The sequence below is a fragment of the Dyadobacter sp. 32 genome, assembly GCF_902506755.1.
GTDB lineage: Bacteria > Bacteroidota > Bacteroidia > Cytophagales > Spirosomataceae > Dyadobacter.
On the sequence record NZ_LR735258.1, the window covers coordinates 6331782 to 6347927 of the forward strand.

Sequence of the window (16146 nt, forward strand, 5' to 3'; positions counted from 1 at the left end):
CGGCGCCCCATGCCCACAAACCAAGGTTATAAAACCCGATAGACGCATGTCACCACCACCACCACTCGCCGACCGCTTTCTGAAATGGTTTCTTGCTCCGCATTTGCTTGAGGCCGTGCAAGGTGATCTATATGAAGCTTATGAGTATAATCGGAAGCGTCTGGGAGTCAGAAAAGCGCGCTGGCTTTACTGGTGGGAGGTTTTGGGATTTGTAAAACCAAGATATATCAAAAAGCAAAAACAGTCCTCTGACGTAGCAGAATTTTCATCATCCTTATTATTCAGCCACTATATGATACATAATTATTTCAAAATTGCCAGGAGAAATCTGGTTCGCAACAGAGCTTTTTCCGGAATAAATATCTTGGGTTTGGCACTTGGTATGGCTTCCAGTTTACTCATTTTCCTGTGGATACACGACGAATTAAGCATTGGCAGGCAATACGACAACGCTACAAATTTGTTTCGTATCATGGAACGTGAATTCACCGATGGTAAAGTTGTTGCAGACGATAATACGCCTGGCATACTGGCGGATGAACTCAAAAAGCAATTTCCGGAAGTGGTTCATGCGGCGGGCTTTTCCTGGCAGGAAGAGCATGTACTTTCAGTAGGAAATAAAACTGCCAGACAAACCGGCTGTTACGCCGGGACCGATTGGTTTAAGATGTACGGCATTCCAGTTCTTGCCGGCGAACCTTCCAGCGCACTCAACGCACCGAATAGTCTCGCAATTTCACGAAAACTTGCAGAAATTTATTTTGGTAATCCAGAAATGGCCATTGGCAAAACCGTTCAATTTGACAATACTGTAAACTATCAAGTGACGGCTGTTTTTGAAAATTTGCCTGATAGTTCGTCTGATCAATATGAGTTCTTACTAAACTGGCAGGAATTTCTGGCCAAAAATTCCTGGATGAAAGAATGGACTAATGCTGGCCCTAAAACAAGGTTTCAACTCCGGCCGGATACCGATCCCAACAAATTTAATGATAAGCTCAAATGGTTTCTGAAGGGACGTAACACCGATTTTAGCAAGACGTTCTATATCAATCTTTTTCTTCAACCGGAAACTGAGGCACATCTCTATTCCAGCTTTAAGGATGGCTATCCCGATGGCGGTCGTATCGAGTATGTAAGGTTACTGGCTGTTGTAGCCGTGTTTTTATTGCTTATCGCCGTCATCAATTTTATGAATCTGGCCACAGCAAGGTCTGCAGAAAGAGCCAGAGAAGTGGGGGTTCGTAAAGTGGTAGGAGCTGGACATGCATCTCTCATCGGTCAATTTATGAGTGAAGCGATGCTTCTGACGGCTCTTTCCATGATAACAGCTCTTGCGTTGGTTATCATTGTTTTGCCCGTTTTTAATCAACTAACCGACAAGCAATTATTTCTGCCATGGAAGCAGCCATTGTTTTGGGTGGGTTTATCCGGATTGTTGCTTGTCATAGGGATTTTATCTGGTAGTTATCCTGCGCTATTCTTGTCTTCTCTTAACCCGATTAAAGTCCTCAAAGGCGCTGGCTCGTTGTCACGTCTTGGTAATGGCTTTGGTGTTCAGTTATTTCGGCGTGGTTTAGTGGTTTTCCAGTTCATTATGTCCATGCTTTTAATTGTAGGAACGGTAGTTGTTTACCAGCAACTTCAATACATTCAAACCAAGAACCTGGGTTTTGAGCGCGAAAATTTGATTAATATCCCTGTCGAAGGGGAATTAACGAAAATTTATCCACTGTTCAAGCAGCAGTTGTTGGCTCTGGGTGGCATACAATCTGTCACAAATATGTATGGAGGTCCTTTGGGAAATGGCAGCACGACCGAAGGTGTGAGCTGGACCGGAAAGGATCCTGATGCCGCTATTTCATTTAATAACACAGCCGTAGGTTACGATTTCGCAAAAACTTTGAAACTAAAATTTGTTGGCGGCCGTGATTTTTCTCAGCATTTTGGAACTGATTCCAGCAACTATCTTATCAATCAGGCAGCAGCTAAACGCATTGGTTATAAAGATCCAATCGGGCAGCCACTCACTTTTTGGAGCAAACCCGGAAAAATTGTAGGCGTGATCGAAGATTTTCATTTCAACTCACTTCATCAACCGATCACACCACTGATCATTCGCCTGGCTAACGAATATTACGGCAATATTCTAATACGAACCCAGCCCGGGCAAACTAAGGTTGCACTTGAAGGCATTGAAAAAGTCTATAAGAAACTGAATCCCAAGTTCCCGTTTACCTATTCATTTGTAGATAACGAATATCAAAAAATTTACAGAGGAGAAACTGTGGTCGGTACTCTTTCAACCATTTTCGCACTCCTGGCTATTTTCATTGCTTGCCTTGGATTATTTGGTTTGGCAGCTTTTACGGCTGAGCAACGTGTAAAGGAGATTGGTGTTCGTAAAGTCTTAGGCGCATCCGTAGCGAGCATTGTGTCTTTGCTGTCCAAAGATTTTGTAAAGCTGGTACTCATCGCTATTGTCATTGCTTCGCCCATTGCGTGGCATGTCATGAATCAATGGTTGCTGAATTTTGCATATAAAATTGATATAGGCTGGTGGGTCTTTGCGTTGGCTGGTTTACTGTCATTGATAGTTGCACTGCTGACAATCAGTTTTCAAAGCATTAAGGCAGCCTTGATGGATCCGGTGAAGAGCTTACGAAGTGAATGACGGGAAAAATGGAAAAATCTAGGAAGGACGTATATGTCTGGATTCTTCCTCCCTTCCTCCACAAAATATATTATGAAACAAGCACCTCCACCACTCGCCGACCGACTCCTCAAATGTTTCCTCGCGCCGCATTTGGTGGAACCTATTTTGGGAGATCTTCATCAGAGTTTGCGTATAGCGCCACGCCGATACAGCTGATTTAAAAGTGATTGCTAATGAAATATTTCTCAATCGTGCAGGAATTTTACGTCCGGCAGAAGCGATTGGGCAAAGGATCTACTTTGGAGATAGTCAGCAGTTTGCGACGATCGTTGACGTAGCTAAAAACTTTAATGTCAATTCATTGCATCAAAAAATAGATCCGACGCTGATTCAGGTTGTGCCCAACAATTTTTACCAAGCCAATATTAAGCTGCAGAGTGAGAAGCGGGATGCGGAGTCTCTTCAATCAGCTTTGGCACACATAGAAAAGGCATGGCTGGCAATTTTCCCTAATCAGGTGTTTGATTATAGCTTTTTGGATGAAACGCTTGCGGAAGCGTACAGATCGGAAAAACGGACAGCTCAAATGATAGAGGTCGCTACGCTTCTGGCGGTTTTGATAGCATGTCTTGGTCTGTTTGGACTTGCAACTTTTACTGCCGAACAGCGCACCAAAGAAATTGGTGTTCGCAAAGTTTTAGGGGCTTCCATCGCCAGTATCATTACATTGCTGTCTGCGGACTTTCTGAAACTGGTATTGATCGCCACGGTAGTTGCTTCCCCGATTGCATGGTATGCCATGAGCGGATGGCTGCAGAATTTTGAATTTAAAATACAGATTCATTGGTGGACGTTTGCACTGACAGGTTTACTGATGGCGATTGTTGCGCTGCTTACGGTAAGCTTCCAAAGCATCAAAGCGGCCTTGAGAAACCCGGTGAAATCGCTGAAAAGTGATTAAGGGCATGGCGTTCCCAAGCCTCTGCCCTCAAATCTTCGCGGCCTTTAACCGAAGACTATTGCCAACCACCGATACGGAGCTTAAGGCCATTGCAGCGCCAGCGATCATGGGATCCAGCAAAAAACCGTTGAATGGATAAAGTATGCCGGCGGCAAGGGGGAGACCGATCAGGTTATAGATAAACGCCCAAAAAAGGTTTTGCCTGATTGTCTTCACAGTCTTATCAGAAAGCAACAGTGCCTTGGGTACCATATTCAGATCCGAAGTGATCAGGGTCATTTTGGCCACATCCATGGCAATATCCGATCCTTTTCCCATCGCAATACTTACGTCGGCCTGGGCAAGTGCATGGCTGTCATTAATTCCGTCACCTACCATCGCTACGACTCTTCCTTGTGCCTGAAGTTCTTTAATGAAAGCAGCCTTGTCGGATGGCATCACCTCTGCTTCGTAGTGACGAAGTCCAACTTGCGACGCAACTGCGGCGGCGGTCTGTGCATTGTCTCCGGTGAGCATATAGACTTCAATTCCGCGATTTCGAAGCGTTTGAATCGCCTCCCGGGAAGTAGCTTTTATTTTATCGCCAATGGCAATAGCCGCAATAACCTGCCCTTCGGAACCGAAGTAGATGACTGTCATCGCCTCGTTTTGCCACTGTTGTATTTTTGAAACAAGCGACTGTCCAGGTGAAATGCCATTGTGATCCATCAGTTTTTTGTTCCCGGCAAAGTACTGTATGTCATCTTTTAAGGCCATTATTCCCTGACCTGTTATACTTTCGAATCTATCCAGGGAGATGGTTTCCACGCCTTCTGCCCTCAGGTTTGATACTACCGCTTCGGCTAATGGATGCTCAGATCGGGATTCCATCGCATACAGAATCTGTTTCCTGAGGCTATGCATTTGATCACCTTCTTCCCACATTGCTTCAGTTACCATGGGTTTGCCCTCGGTAATGGTCCCGGTTTTGTCAAGAATTATCGCATTGACTTTGTGGGCCAGTTCAAGGCTTTCGGCGTCTTTGATCAGAATGTTATTTTCTGCACCCTTTCCAACACCCACCATAATGGCGGTTGGGGTTGCAAGTCCCAACGCACATGGGCATGCGATGACAAGCACGGTAACAGATGTGAGTAAGGCATGTGTAAATGCGTTTTCGCCACCAAAGATCATCCAGACCGCAAATGTAAGAATCGCTATACCCATAACGATTGGTACAAATATGCCCGCAATTTTATCGACTAATTTTTGTACCGGTGCCTTGCTCCCCTGCGCTTCCTGTACCATGCGGATGATCTGCGCCAAAATGGTGTCTCCGCCAACTTTTTGCGCCACGAACTGAAAACTCCCCTTTTGATTGATTGTCCCTGCAAAAACTTTTTCGCCCTTGTTTTTTGCGACTGCAACCGGTTCTCCACTGATCATACTTTCATCCACAAAGGAGCTTCCCAAGCTGACCTGGCCATCTACGGCAATTCTTTCACCGGGCTTCACCAACAAGGTGTAACCAACCTGTACCTGAGAAATCGGGATTTTCAGTTCTGTGCCATTCACAATCGCCAGAACAGTTTTTGGCTGCAAACCCATCAGTTTCTTGATCGCGGACGACGTATTGGACTTGGCTTTTTCTTCCAGCATTTTGCCTAATAAAATAAAAGCAATAACCACCGCAGCTGCCTCGTAATATACATGTGCATGCAAGCCGCGGGCATGCCAGAACTCCGGATAGACGGTGTTAAAAAAACTGAATAGAAACGCTATTCCTGTGCTTAGCGCAACAAGCGTATCCATATTGGCTTTTCCCAGTTTTGCCTGTAGGATCGCATTTTTGAAAAAATTTTGCCCGAGTACAAATACAACCGGGAAAGACAGAGCCATCATAATCCAGTTGGCAAAGGGAATATTCATGAAAAACATGCCAATGATCACGACCGGTAGTGAAAGTGCAGCTGCCAGTATGGTTCGCTTCTTTAATGCTTCATATTCCCGATCCTGGACCTGCTGTTGTTCCAACTGTGGATCTTCCGAATCTACAATGAGATCATATCCGATTGCCCGGATCGCATTCTGAAGATCGGCGGGTTTTACACTGTTTTCATATTCTGCCCAGGCAGTTTGGCTGGCATAGTTGACGCCCGCATCATAAACACCGGCGGTCGATTTTAGCATACTTTCAACGCTCACCGCGCATGCAGCACAAGACATCCCTAGCACGGGAAAGGTTTGTTTGATTAATTTGTCAACATTGATTTTTTTATTCTCTATGTTTCGAATGATTTCGCTCTCCATGATTCAGTTCTTTTTTACAAAGATAAGGTGAGGCAGCGCGGCCGTGATTACATAATTTGCGTTGGGTGTTGTATGATTATCGAACTGGGAATGTTTGGCTGCATTTTTCAACCGGTCATGAAGCGTTTTTTAATTTAATGTATGAATTTATTTGTTAGATTTTTACTTTTACAGCTTCGTCAACGCTAAATATATCATGAAGAAAGCTGAAAAATATAGGTCCAAAATGGGCATATCGGAGGCTTTACCTGCTGTTATGTTAACTGCAGGCGTTTTTGCACAGGTTTTCTTTAAATCAGGCTCTCTCGTGATTTGGCTATCTGGCATGCAATTCGCCTCTCAAATCTTTTCCTACCTTCGATTATGGTACTGCATTACTCCTGAAAAACGATTGCTTATCAAAAATGGCTGGTTCTTTTTCTTAGATATTGATGTAAAAGATATCATTTCAGTAGCGCCGTCGAGGGTCAGAGTAGATTCCCCGGCGATGGCCGTGGATGGCTTTGAAATTAGCTATAGTCGCAACAAGAAGGTGCACGTGACGCCCCGCAAAGCAAATGAATTTGTTCGTTCCTTGTTGGCAGCTAATCCCGATATTGTGCTAGTAAAGATGGAGAAGTACAACATTGCTGAACCTAATTTAAGTTAACCTGTACAAAATGATGACCAAAATTTTCAGATCACGCGTTGATTTACTCCTTTTCTGGCCATACCTGGTCTACCTGGTTTTGGTACTGATATTGACTCTTGTTTCAGGTAGTTGGTATATGCTTCCTTTACTCGGGATGCCGGTTGGGGTCATTCTCGCTCAATATTTTTCAACCAGTTACACAATTTCGGACAATGGGAGGTTGGAGATTGTAAGTCATCGTGTCCCGGGTCGAAAAAAAGTTATCGACATTCGCTCCATTACTGCAGTAGATGCGAAACGCAACAGCCTGCCGGCTCCAGCACTGTCCAAAGAGCGTTTACATATTTGTTTTAGTCCTTCTGAGGAAATTTATATTTCTCCCTCAGAATCAGAAGATTTTGTCGCGCTTGTGCAGGCAGTCAATCCGCGGATTCTTGTTGTATAGTCGCATTTGCCTCCGACGCGGGCAAAGTGGTCGGGTTCGTTTTTCGGTTTCAGGGATCGGGTGAAGTGGATTACCTGCACGTGTATGATCAGAACGGAAAAGAGGTGATGAACGCGGATTTTTAGATTGATTAATACTTGACAGTCGTTAGAAATTACCAGCGTTGCTTCTACCGGCTGGTACCCCTGGCCTCTACATTAAACCTCATTTTTACACCGTCCGTTACAGTACGCCTACTGTTCAAAACTGAACACCTGTTTTTTGGTGTTTCGCTGAAATTCTTTGTTTCCAGCATGCAATGGCTATATCTTAAACATGGCACAGCATTTGCCCTACATAATCGGAATAAATCGAAATTGTTATGAAACGAACCTTTCTGGGAGAGTTTGAAGAATTGGTTTTATTGACAGTCGCTATATTGGGTGAAGGCGCTTATGCCGTAACGGTCACCCAGGAGCTGGAACAAAAAACTGGCCGGTCCGTCGGATTCAGCACGGTCCATACCACGTTACAACGGATGGAAGAAAAAGGATTTTTGTCTTCGGAAATGGGCGGTGCCACGGCTGAAAGGGGTGGGAGACGCAAGCGGCTTTTTACGATTACAGCTTTCGGTCGAAAGGCACTTCGCGAGGTAAAAGAGGTTCGGGAGGAATTATGGAATGCGCTGCCGCCATCCACTCTTCAATTGATAGGAGGATAGGGAAAATTTTGGGACGAGGGATGAAGGAGGAAGGGGTGACGAAGTAGTCATTTGTAGTCAAGTTTGGTAAGGTATTGTTTTCTGATTGCAATTCCTTGACAACGCATGACGACCCTTGACCATACATGACAACCCCTGATCAGCCAGACTAATAAATGACAATGCATGCCCAATCTTGACGATAAATGAACACGAATAGCAAATCATGTCAACAAATAATCTGAATTCGGAACCTTCGAGGCCTCCATTGTGGGCTGCAAAGTTGTTGACGTGGCTCTCTGATCCGAACTCCAGGGAAGAAGTCCAGGGAGATCTGCTCGAAATGTATGCTTACTGGACCAAAACCTTAGGGCATCGAAAAGCCCGATGGCGGTATGTGTTGAACGTATTCAAATTGCTACGGCCATTTTCCAAACAAAAACGATCAAAAGAGTATTCAACAACCTATTTATTCAGCCATGATATGATACGTAATTATTTCAAAATCGCCCTCCGAAACCTTGTTAAAAACAAAACGTATTCCGCCATTAATATTGGAGGGCTTGCCGCCGGTATGGCGATTGCCGTTTTGATTGGTCTCTGGATTTATGATGAGTTCTCCTTCAATAAATACCATCAGCGTTATAACCACATTGCCAAGGTAATGCAGGTGGTAACCTTTGAAGGAAAGCAATACCATGGTGAATATATGCCAGCTCCGCTTGGGAGTGAGTTAAGGACTAATTTTGGAGGTGATTTCAAATATGTGGTAATGTCGTCTTTTAATAGTGAACATATCGTGGCTTACGGGGAGAAGAAGTTTACTAAAAAAGGCAACTACCTGAGTCCCGAAGCCCCGGAAATGTTTGCTCTGAAAATGATTGCAGGAACCCGTAACGGCCTGTATGACCCTTATTCCATTATGCTGTCGCAGTCGGTTGCCAATGTGTTGTTTGGTACGGAAGATCCGGTTAATAAAATTGTAAAGCTGGACAATGCAATGGATCTGAAAGTAACCGGCGTTTACGAAGATCTGCCTTACAATACAGAGTTTCGGGATCTGACTTTTATTGCACCCTGGGATTTGTATGTGTCCACGCAAAACTGGGTCAAAGAGGCAATTGATAACGCAGAATGGGACAATAATTCGTGGCAAATTCTGGTTCAGATTAATCCGAATGCCGATTTTGAACTGGTTTCAAAAAAGATCAAAGATCTCAAACTTAAAAACGCACCCACCGCTGCATTTCTGAAACCGGTTATTTTCCTTCATCCTATGGAAAAATGGCACCTCTATTCCGGTTGGGATTCGTCAGGGAACTTTGACGGGCGCATTCAGTATGTCTGGCTTTTTGGTATCATTGGCGTTTTTGTGTTGCTGCTGGCTTCGATCAATTTCATGAATTTAAGTACTGCACGCTCCGAAAAGCGGGCGAAAGAAGTGGGAATCCGTAAGGCGGTAGGTTCCATGCGTAGCCAGTTGGTTAATCAGTTTTTGAGCGAATCGCTGGTGGTGGTCCTTCTTGCATTTTTACTTTCAACCTTACTTGTAATTCTCTTACTGCCTGTTTTCAACGAACTGGCGGATAAGAAAATGTCTTTCCCCTGGGCGAAACCCATGTTCTGGGTATCTGCACTAGGTTTTTGTTTGATAACGGGTCTGATTTCTGGTAGTTATCCGGCTTTTTATTTGTCGTCCTTTCAACCCGTGAAGGTACTTAAAGGTACTATCAGGCAAGGCCGTTTTGCAGCTGTTCCGCGCAAAGTATTGGTTGTTTTGCAATTCACGGTTTCTGTGACGCTTATCATCGGAACGACCATCGTTTACCGTCAGATTGAGCATGCCAAAAACCGGCCGATCGGCTATGACAGAAATGGGCTGATAACTGTCAATATGAACACACCCGAATTGCGTAAACAGTATAATGTATTAAGAAGCAGTTTGATAGAAACGGGTGCTGTCATTGAAATGTCCACATCGTCTAGTCCTCCAACGCAGACGAATTCGAGAAACGCCGGGTTTCAGTGGGAAGGTAAGGATCCCAATTTTAAGGAGAATTTCGGGACGATTGCAGTTACGCACGATTTCGGAAAAACGGTTGGTTGGCAGTTTGTAGAAGGTCGGGACTTTTCCCGAAAATTTTCAACCGATTCCTCTGGAATGGTGATGAATGAGGCTGCAATCAAGTATATGGGTTTCAAAAAACCTTCAGATATGGTAGGTAAGTATATGAAATGGAAGGGCAAGACTTTTACAGTGGTCGGTGTCATCAAGGATATGTTGATGGACTCTCCTTTCGACCAGGTTTTGCCAACGGTTTTTATGGTCGATTATGGTTGGGCAAATGTGATCAACATCAAATTGAACCCTGCTTTGCCCACACGTCAATCGTTGGATAAAGTTGAGGCGGTTTTTAGAAAAATTAACCCGGGTGGTCCATTCGATTACAAATTTTCTGATCAGGAATATGCCATCAAGTTTGCAACCGAGGAGCGAATTGTGAAGCTGGCTTCGATATTCGCCGTTTTAGCTATCATGATCAGCTGTTTAGGACTGTTCGGCCTGGCTTCATTTACGGCAGAACAACGTACCAAAGAAATTGGTATTCGCAAAGTTCTGGGTGCTTCTATCCCGAATTTATGGGCGCTACTTTCCAGGGACTTTGTACTTCTGGTAATCGTTTCCTGCCTGGTTTCTACACCTGTTGCCTGGTATTTTCTCTATGGGTGGCTACAGAAGTATCAATATCGTACCGAAATTTCCTGGTGGATATTTGCTGCGGCAGCGGGAGGAGCAATGGTGATTACCCTGCTTACCGTGAGCTATCAGGCAATCAGAGTCGCCTTGGTCGATCCGGTGAAGTCTTTGAAGACGGAGTGAGATAGGCACGGGAGCCCAGATATAATTTAAGCTTTTCCGATAAAGCGAAGCAAGGATCTGGCCTCCCGTTATAAATCAGGTGACAAATCATTGATAAACCGCATTGAGAGAACTTTAACCCAGATTACGTATTAGATCATGGGCTACAATATTATTTTGCTGCATAGGTATTTCAGTTCTTGTTTGACAGGCCCCGGCCTGCGCGGCCCGGCCTGCCTTCACTGAGAACTTCATTCCTATTTTGCAAAATAATATTTCGTCATCATTCCTATTGCGTAATCTTGATTAACCTCTTTTTACTTAACCTATTTCAGGGCTCAACATTTCCTCCTTCCTCCCTCACCCAGTCCCCCTGTCCCCTTGTTCCAAACCGAACAAACACCGTCCGTTTTCGAACAACCTGTCAATAGATTCAAATTTTAACTGTCTTAAAATCAATAAACTAAATTGTTTATTGTTACATGGCAAGCTATTTGAACAGCGCAAGATGGAAATTCTATCTGTAAGCGTTTGATCTGTTAGCCATGTTAAAAAACTATCTAAAAATCGCTTTCCGGAACCTGACCAAAAACCTTGGTTATTCCACAATTAACCTTTGTGGCCTGGCAGTGGGTATGGCCGTGGCAGTACTGATTGGTTTATGGGTTCACGATGAATTGTCGTTCGACAAATACCATAAGAACTACGGAAGGATAGGCCTTTTAATGCAAAATGTCAGTTTTGATACCAAAAAAACAACTTATGCATATGGCCCTATTCCATTAGGGGAAGAACTTCGCAGTGCTTATCCCGATTTTGAATCGGTGGCGGTAATCAAAAATCAGGGACTTATCCTTGTTTCGGGTGATAAGAAGTTCGCGAAATCAGGTAGTTCGGTTGAGCCGGCTTTTTTGGATATCATTTCTGTTAAAATACTCGCCGGAAGCCGATCGGGATTGAAGGAAGTTAATTCAATTATGCTCTCTGCATCATTGGCGGAAGCCATTTTTGGAATTGAAAACCCGCTAAATAAGGTCATAAAGATTGATAACAAACTCGATGTTACAGTTACGGGCGTTTACGAAGATTTTCCGGACAACAGTTCGTTTAAAGAGGTTACTTTTTTTATCCCCTGGGCACTTGCTATAGCCAAGGACGAATATGTCAGAACATCGTTACATGCATGGGATGAAAATTCATTTCAAATTTATGGACTTCTGAAAAAGGGCGCTGATTTTGATCAGGTCTCAGCCAGTATAAAAGATATAAGGATGAAACGTGACAATCCACCTGGCTATAAACCTGAATTTTTCGTTCAGCCTATGTCCCGCTGGCATCTGTATGGCGACTTCGAAAACGGAGTAAACATTGGTGGACTCATCCAGTTCGTGTGGCTGTTTGGAATCATCGGTGTGTTTGTCCTGCTTCTGGCGTGTATCAACTTTATGAACCTGAGCACGGCCCGCTCTGAGAAACGCGCAAAAGAAGTGGGTATCCGAAAAGCAGTTGGATCATTCCGCGGTCAATTGATTGGTCAGTTTTTAAGTGAATCATTTCTGGTTGTCGCCATTGCTTTTGTATTATCCATATTGCTTGCAGCCTTAGCACTGCCATTTTTCAATGAAGTTGCTGATAAGCAAATTGCTATTCCCTGGTCTGATCCATTGTTTTGGTTGATGGGAGCTGGTTTTAGTTTTTTCACAGGTTTAATCGCCGGTAGTTATCCTGCACTTTATCTGTCTTCTTTCCAGCCACTCAAAGTTCTCAAAGGGGCCATTTCCGTAGGGAAGTTTGCGGCGGTTCCACGCAAGATCCTGGTTGTCATTCAATTCACCGTTTCTGTGACGCTGATCATCGGGACAATCATTGTTTTTCGTCAGATCCAACATGCAAAAAATCGCCCGATAGGTTACAGTCGAAATGGTCTTATTGAAATTCAAATGAATACTTCTGAACTCTCCGGGCATTATGATGCCTTGCGTGCCGACCTGAAAAACACGGGTGCAGTTCAGGAAATGTCACAATCGTCAGGTGCTATAACCGCTCAGGATGGCGGGACAACTGATATTTCCTGGGAAGGGAAAAGTCCGGAAGCACATCCGCTTATTTACTCCAATGCTGTGACACATGACTATGGAAAAACCATCGGATGGCAGATAAGACAAGGAAGGGATTTTTCAAGAAGCTTTTCAACGGACACTTCTTCCATGATATTGAATGAGGCAGCAGTGAAAATAATGGGGTTGAAAGAGCCGATTGGTTCCTTTGTCAAGGCGAGAGGCCGATCTTTTCAAGTTGTTGGAATCGTGAAGGATATGATCAAAGAAAATCCATTTTCTCCGGTAAACCCATCGTTTTTTATATGTAATTACAATTGGGTGGGTATGATCAACATTAAACTAGCCCCTAACCAGAGCGCGAGTGAGGCGCTTGCGAAAGTTGAAGGTGTTTTTAAAAAATATAATCCGGCCAGCCCGTTCACATATAATTTCGCAGATGTTGAATATGCCAAAAAATTCGGTACGGAGGAGCGGATCGGAAAGCTCACAACTTTCTTCGCAATCCTAGCCGTTTTGATTTCTTGCCTCGGTTTATTCGGGCTTGCATCTTTCATTGCAGAACAACGTACCAAAGAAATCGGGATTCGAAAAGTACTCGGTGCATCTGTTGCCAATTTATGGCAAATGCTCTCCAAAGATTTTGTGATATTGGTTCTCATTTCTTGCATCGTTTCTGTACCCATTGCCTGGTACTTTATGAGCGATTGGCTGGAAAGTTATAAATACCGAACCGAAATTTCGTGGTGGATTTTTGCAGCAACAGCAGGCGGAGCATTGGTTGTAACCTTGTTAACCGTAAGCTTTCAGGCAATCCGGGCAGCCCTGCTGGATCCGGTGAAAAGCTTGCGAAGCGAATAGCCGTTAGCTTTTAGCCAATTAGCTTTTCCTCCGGTTCATAGTTCTGTCAGACCAAGGTTCTGAGTCAAGCATTGTTCGATTTTTCATTTTAAATAATATGCAGCTATCGGCTAACAGCTAATAGCTCACAGCTAAAAAATGATCCAAAACTTCCTAAAAATCGCCTTTCGAAACCTTGTCAAAAACAAAGGTTATTCTGCTATTAACATCGGTGGGCTGGCAGTGGGAATGGCCGTGGCCATGCTTATCGGTTTGTGGATTTATGATGAACTGTCATTTAACAAATACCACAAAAACTATGACCGCATTGCTTTGGTAAATTTGAACCAGATTTTTGGAAGTGAAATTCATACTTCGGCCTCGGTTCCATTTCCATATGTACATGAACTGAAAACCAATTATTCAGAACATTTCAAGCATATTGTTGCATCGACGCACCGAGCGGAGGCGGTCCTTGCGACTGGCGAAATTAAGTTGTCTAAAAACGGACAATTTACAGGTTCCGATGCACCGGAGTTGTTTTCACTGAAAATGCTTAGCGGCTCCTGGGCTGCATTGCAAGATCAGCAGTCGATTTTGCTGTCGGAATCTACTGCCAGGGCGTTGTTTGGGAAAACAGATCCGATGAACAAACGTATAACACTGGATACAGAAAATGTGCTGAAAGTTACTGGTATTTATGAGGATGTTCCACAAAATTCGCAATTTCATGGTCTTCAGTTTCTGGCTTCCTGGGATTATTTTCTGGCTAAAAACCCATATATGTCCCAAAAGCAATGGGATAACCATGCGCTGCTGATTTATGTCGAAATAAAACCTGAAACCAGTTTTGTCAAGGTGTCTGCCGCGATCAGAGATTCGGAACTCAAAGTAATCCGGAACATGGATAACATGAAAAATGAAGCGGCAACGAATCCGCAGATGTGGCTGCATCCAATGAAAAACTGGCACTTGTATTCTGAATTTAAGAATGGTATTGCTGCCAGCGGTCCGGTTCAGTACGTTTGGATGGTCGGTTTGATTGGTTTCTTTGTTTTGTTTCTAGCCTGTATCAACTTCATGAATCTGAGTACGGCCCGTTCTGAAAACAGGGCGAAAGAGGTGGGCGTCCGCAAAGCCATGGGTTCGCTCCGTGTACAATTAATCGGGCAGTTTTTTACCGAATCATTTTTGGTCGTTTTCATTTCGTTTGGTATATCTCTTGGTTTGGTTCAGTTATCACTTTCGTGGTTCAATGAGTTATCTGCCAAACAGATGACAGTTCCCTGGAACAATACATACTTCTGGCTGGTTGATCTGAGTTTTATATTCATTACAGGATTACTGGCAGGCAGTTATCCGGCTCTTTATTTAACTTCCTTCAAGCCGGTTAAAGTGCTAAAAGGCACCGCCGGGCAGTTGGGGCGTTACGCTTCATTACCCCGGAAGGTTCTGGTTGCTATGCAATTTACTGTTTCGATTACTCTCGTTATTTGCACCATTATCATTTATAGCCAGGTTCAGTTTGCTAAGAACCGACCGGTTGGATATTCCCGGGATGGCTTGATGATGATTACCATGAAGTCGGACGATTTTTATAAAAAGTCTGATTTGATAAGAAGTGAACTAAAGGCCACAGGTGTTGTGGAAGAGGTAGCATTGTCGCAAAGTCCTGTAACGGACGTGTGGTCTTCAAACGGAGGGTTTACCTGGAAAGGGATGACTACTGAAAATCCGCCAAGTTTAGGCACTTTGATTGTCTCACCCGAATATGCCAAAACAGTAGGTTGGCAATTCATTTCAGGAAGAAATTTTTCGAAAGAATTCGCCTCTGATTCTCTGGGGTTTGTGATCAATGAAACTGCTGCCAAGTTGTTTGGCTTCAAACAAGCTGTCGGAGAACAGGTTTCGTGGAAAAGTCAGTGGATGACCAACAATATTCAAAAACAGTTTACCATTTTGGGTGTAGTAAAAGATATGGTCATGGAGTCTCCTTTCGAACCTATTGCTCCCACTGTTTTCTTTCTGTCCGGCGGCGCAAACTGGATAAATATCAAAATTGATCCGAAGGTCAGTACCCCTGCCGCGCTGCCGAAAATTAGAGCAGTATTTGAAAAACTCACCCCAACGGTGCCCTTCGACTACAAATTTGCAGATGATGAATATGATGCAAAATTCCGTACTGAAGAAAGGATCGGTAAACTGGCAACGTTTTTCGCCATTCTGGCCATTTTCATTTCCTGTTTAGGTTTGTTTGGATTAGCATCTTTCGTTGCTGAACAACGTACTAGGGAAATTGGCATCCGGAAAGTATTAGGAGCGTCAATAGCAAACCTTTGGCAAATGCTTTCAAAAGATTTCGTTGTTCTCGTCATCATTTCCGCCTTCGTCTCAACCCCGATTGCCTGGTACGCGATGCAGGAATGGCTGGGGAAATACAGCTATCGCACAGAAATCTCCTGGTGGATTTTTGTTGCGGCAGGAATCGGTGCATTGTTTATTACTTTATTGACAGTGAGTTACCAGGCGATCCGGGCGGCGTTGATGGATCCGGTGAAGAGCTTGAGATCGGAGTAATTTTGGGACGATGGAGGACGGGAGGAGGGAGGATGCTTTCACCCGGCCAAAGTCGACAGAATATAAAGTTTCTCCTTTCTCCATCGTCCTTCCTCCCGCAAAGTGCCTTTAAATTTTAGAAAACAGCGCTCCGAAATTACCTGTTAGCCGA

General features: G+C 44.0%; 9 protein-coding genes. 8 read left to right on the forward strand and 1 reads right to left on the reverse strand.

The window, feature by feature from the left end:
* Positions 1-46 precede the first annotated feature (46 nt).
* Positions 47-2674: an ABC transporter permease gene (locus DYADSP32_RS25935; protein WP_414618066.1), complete on the forward strand. Its 2628-nt coding sequence runs from the start codon at positions 47-49 to the stop codon at positions 2672-2674.
* Positions 2675-2879: 205 nt separating this feature from the next.
* A complete protein-coding gene (locus DYADSP32_RS25940) occupies positions 2880-3617 on the forward strand; it encodes an FtsX-like permease family protein (protein ID WP_149240039.1) in 738 nt (245 codons plus the stop codon).
* Between the two features lie 27 nt (positions 3618-3644).
* Here the strand turns inward: DYADSP32_RS25940 and DYADSP32_RS25945 are convergent, their stop codons facing one another.
* Positions 3645-5906 (reverse strand): heavy metal translocating P-type ATPase, encoded by a 2262-nt coding sequence (locus tag DYADSP32_RS25945; protein ID WP_149240038.1) that lies wholly within the window; start codon positions 5904-5906, stop codon positions 3645-3647.
* A gap of 196 nt (positions 5907-6102) precedes the next feature.
* Between DYADSP32_RS25945 and DYADSP32_RS25950 the strand changes: the two genes are divergently transcribed.
* The 6 genes from DYADSP32_RS25950 to DYADSP32_RS25975 all read left to right on the forward strand — a co-directional run bounded on the left by DYADSP32_RS25950 (position 6103) and on the right by DYADSP32_RS25975 (position 15995).
* A complete protein-coding gene (locus DYADSP32_RS25950) occupies positions 6103-6555 on the forward strand; it encodes a PH domain-containing protein (protein WP_149240037.1) in 453 nt (150 codons plus the stop codon).
* 10 nt (positions 6556-6565) lie between these two features.
* Positions 6566-6982 (forward strand): PH domain-containing protein, encoded by a 417-nt coding sequence (locus DYADSP32_RS25955; RefSeq protein ID WP_149240036.1) that lies wholly within the window; start codon positions 6566-6568, stop codon positions 6980-6982.
* Positions 6983-7343: 361 nt separating this feature from the next.
* Complete coding sequence (locus DYADSP32_RS25960; protein WP_149240035.1) at positions 7344-7682, forward strand: helix-turn-helix transcriptional regulator; 339 nt, start codon at positions 7344-7346, stop codon at positions 7680-7682.
* A gap of 205 nt (positions 7683-7887) precedes the next feature.
* Entirely contained in the window at positions 7888-10542 is a 2655-nt protein-coding gene (locus DYADSP32_RS25965) for an ABC transporter permease (RefSeq protein ID WP_414618067.1), read from the forward strand.
* A gap of 524 nt (positions 10543-11066) precedes the next feature.
* The gene (locus tag DYADSP32_RS25970) at positions 11067-13439 is read left to right on the forward strand and encodes an ABC transporter permease (RefSeq protein WP_149240034.1); all 2373 of its coding nucleotides are present in this window, start codon (positions 11067-11069) and stop codon (positions 13437-13439) included.
* A gap of 138 nt (positions 13440-13577) precedes the next feature.
* Positions 13578-15995 (forward strand): ABC transporter permease, encoded by a 2418-nt coding sequence (locus tag DYADSP32_RS25975; RefSeq protein WP_149240033.1) that lies wholly within the window; start codon positions 13578-13580, stop codon positions 15993-15995.
* Positions 15996-16146 lie beyond the last annotated feature (151 nt).

Coding starts and splice junctions, on each gene's coding strand:
- DYADSP32_RS25935 (WP_414618066.1), top strand. CDS start 47: ATGTCACCACCACCACCACTCGCCGACCGCTTTCTGAAATGGTTTCTT.
- DYADSP32_RS25945 (WP_149240038.1), bottom strand. CDS start 5,906: ATGGAGAGCGAAATCATTCGAAACATAGAGAATAAAAAAATCAATGTT.
- DYADSP32_RS25950 (WP_149240037.1), top strand. CDS start 6,103: ATGAAGAAAGCTGAAAAATATAGGTCCAAAATGGGCATATCGGAGGCT.
- DYADSP32_RS25955 (WP_149240036.1), top strand. CDS start 6,566: ATGATGACCAAAATTTTCAGATCACGCGTTGATTTACTCCTTTTCTGG.
- DYADSP32_RS25960 (WP_149240035.1), top strand. CDS start 7,344: ATGAAACGAACCTTTCTGGGAGAGTTTGAAGAATTGGTTTTATTGACA.
- DYADSP32_RS25965 (WP_414618067.1), top strand. CDS start 7,888: ATGTCAACAAATAATCTGAATTCGGAACCTTCGAGGCCTCCATTGTGG.
- DYADSP32_RS25970 (WP_149240034.1), top strand. CDS start 11,067: ATGTTAAAAAACTATCTAAAAATCGCTTTCCGGAACCTGACCAAAAAC.
- DYADSP32_RS25975 (WP_149240033.1), top strand. CDS start 13,578: ATGATCCAAAACTTCCTAAAAATCGCCTTTCGAAACCTTGTCAAAAAC.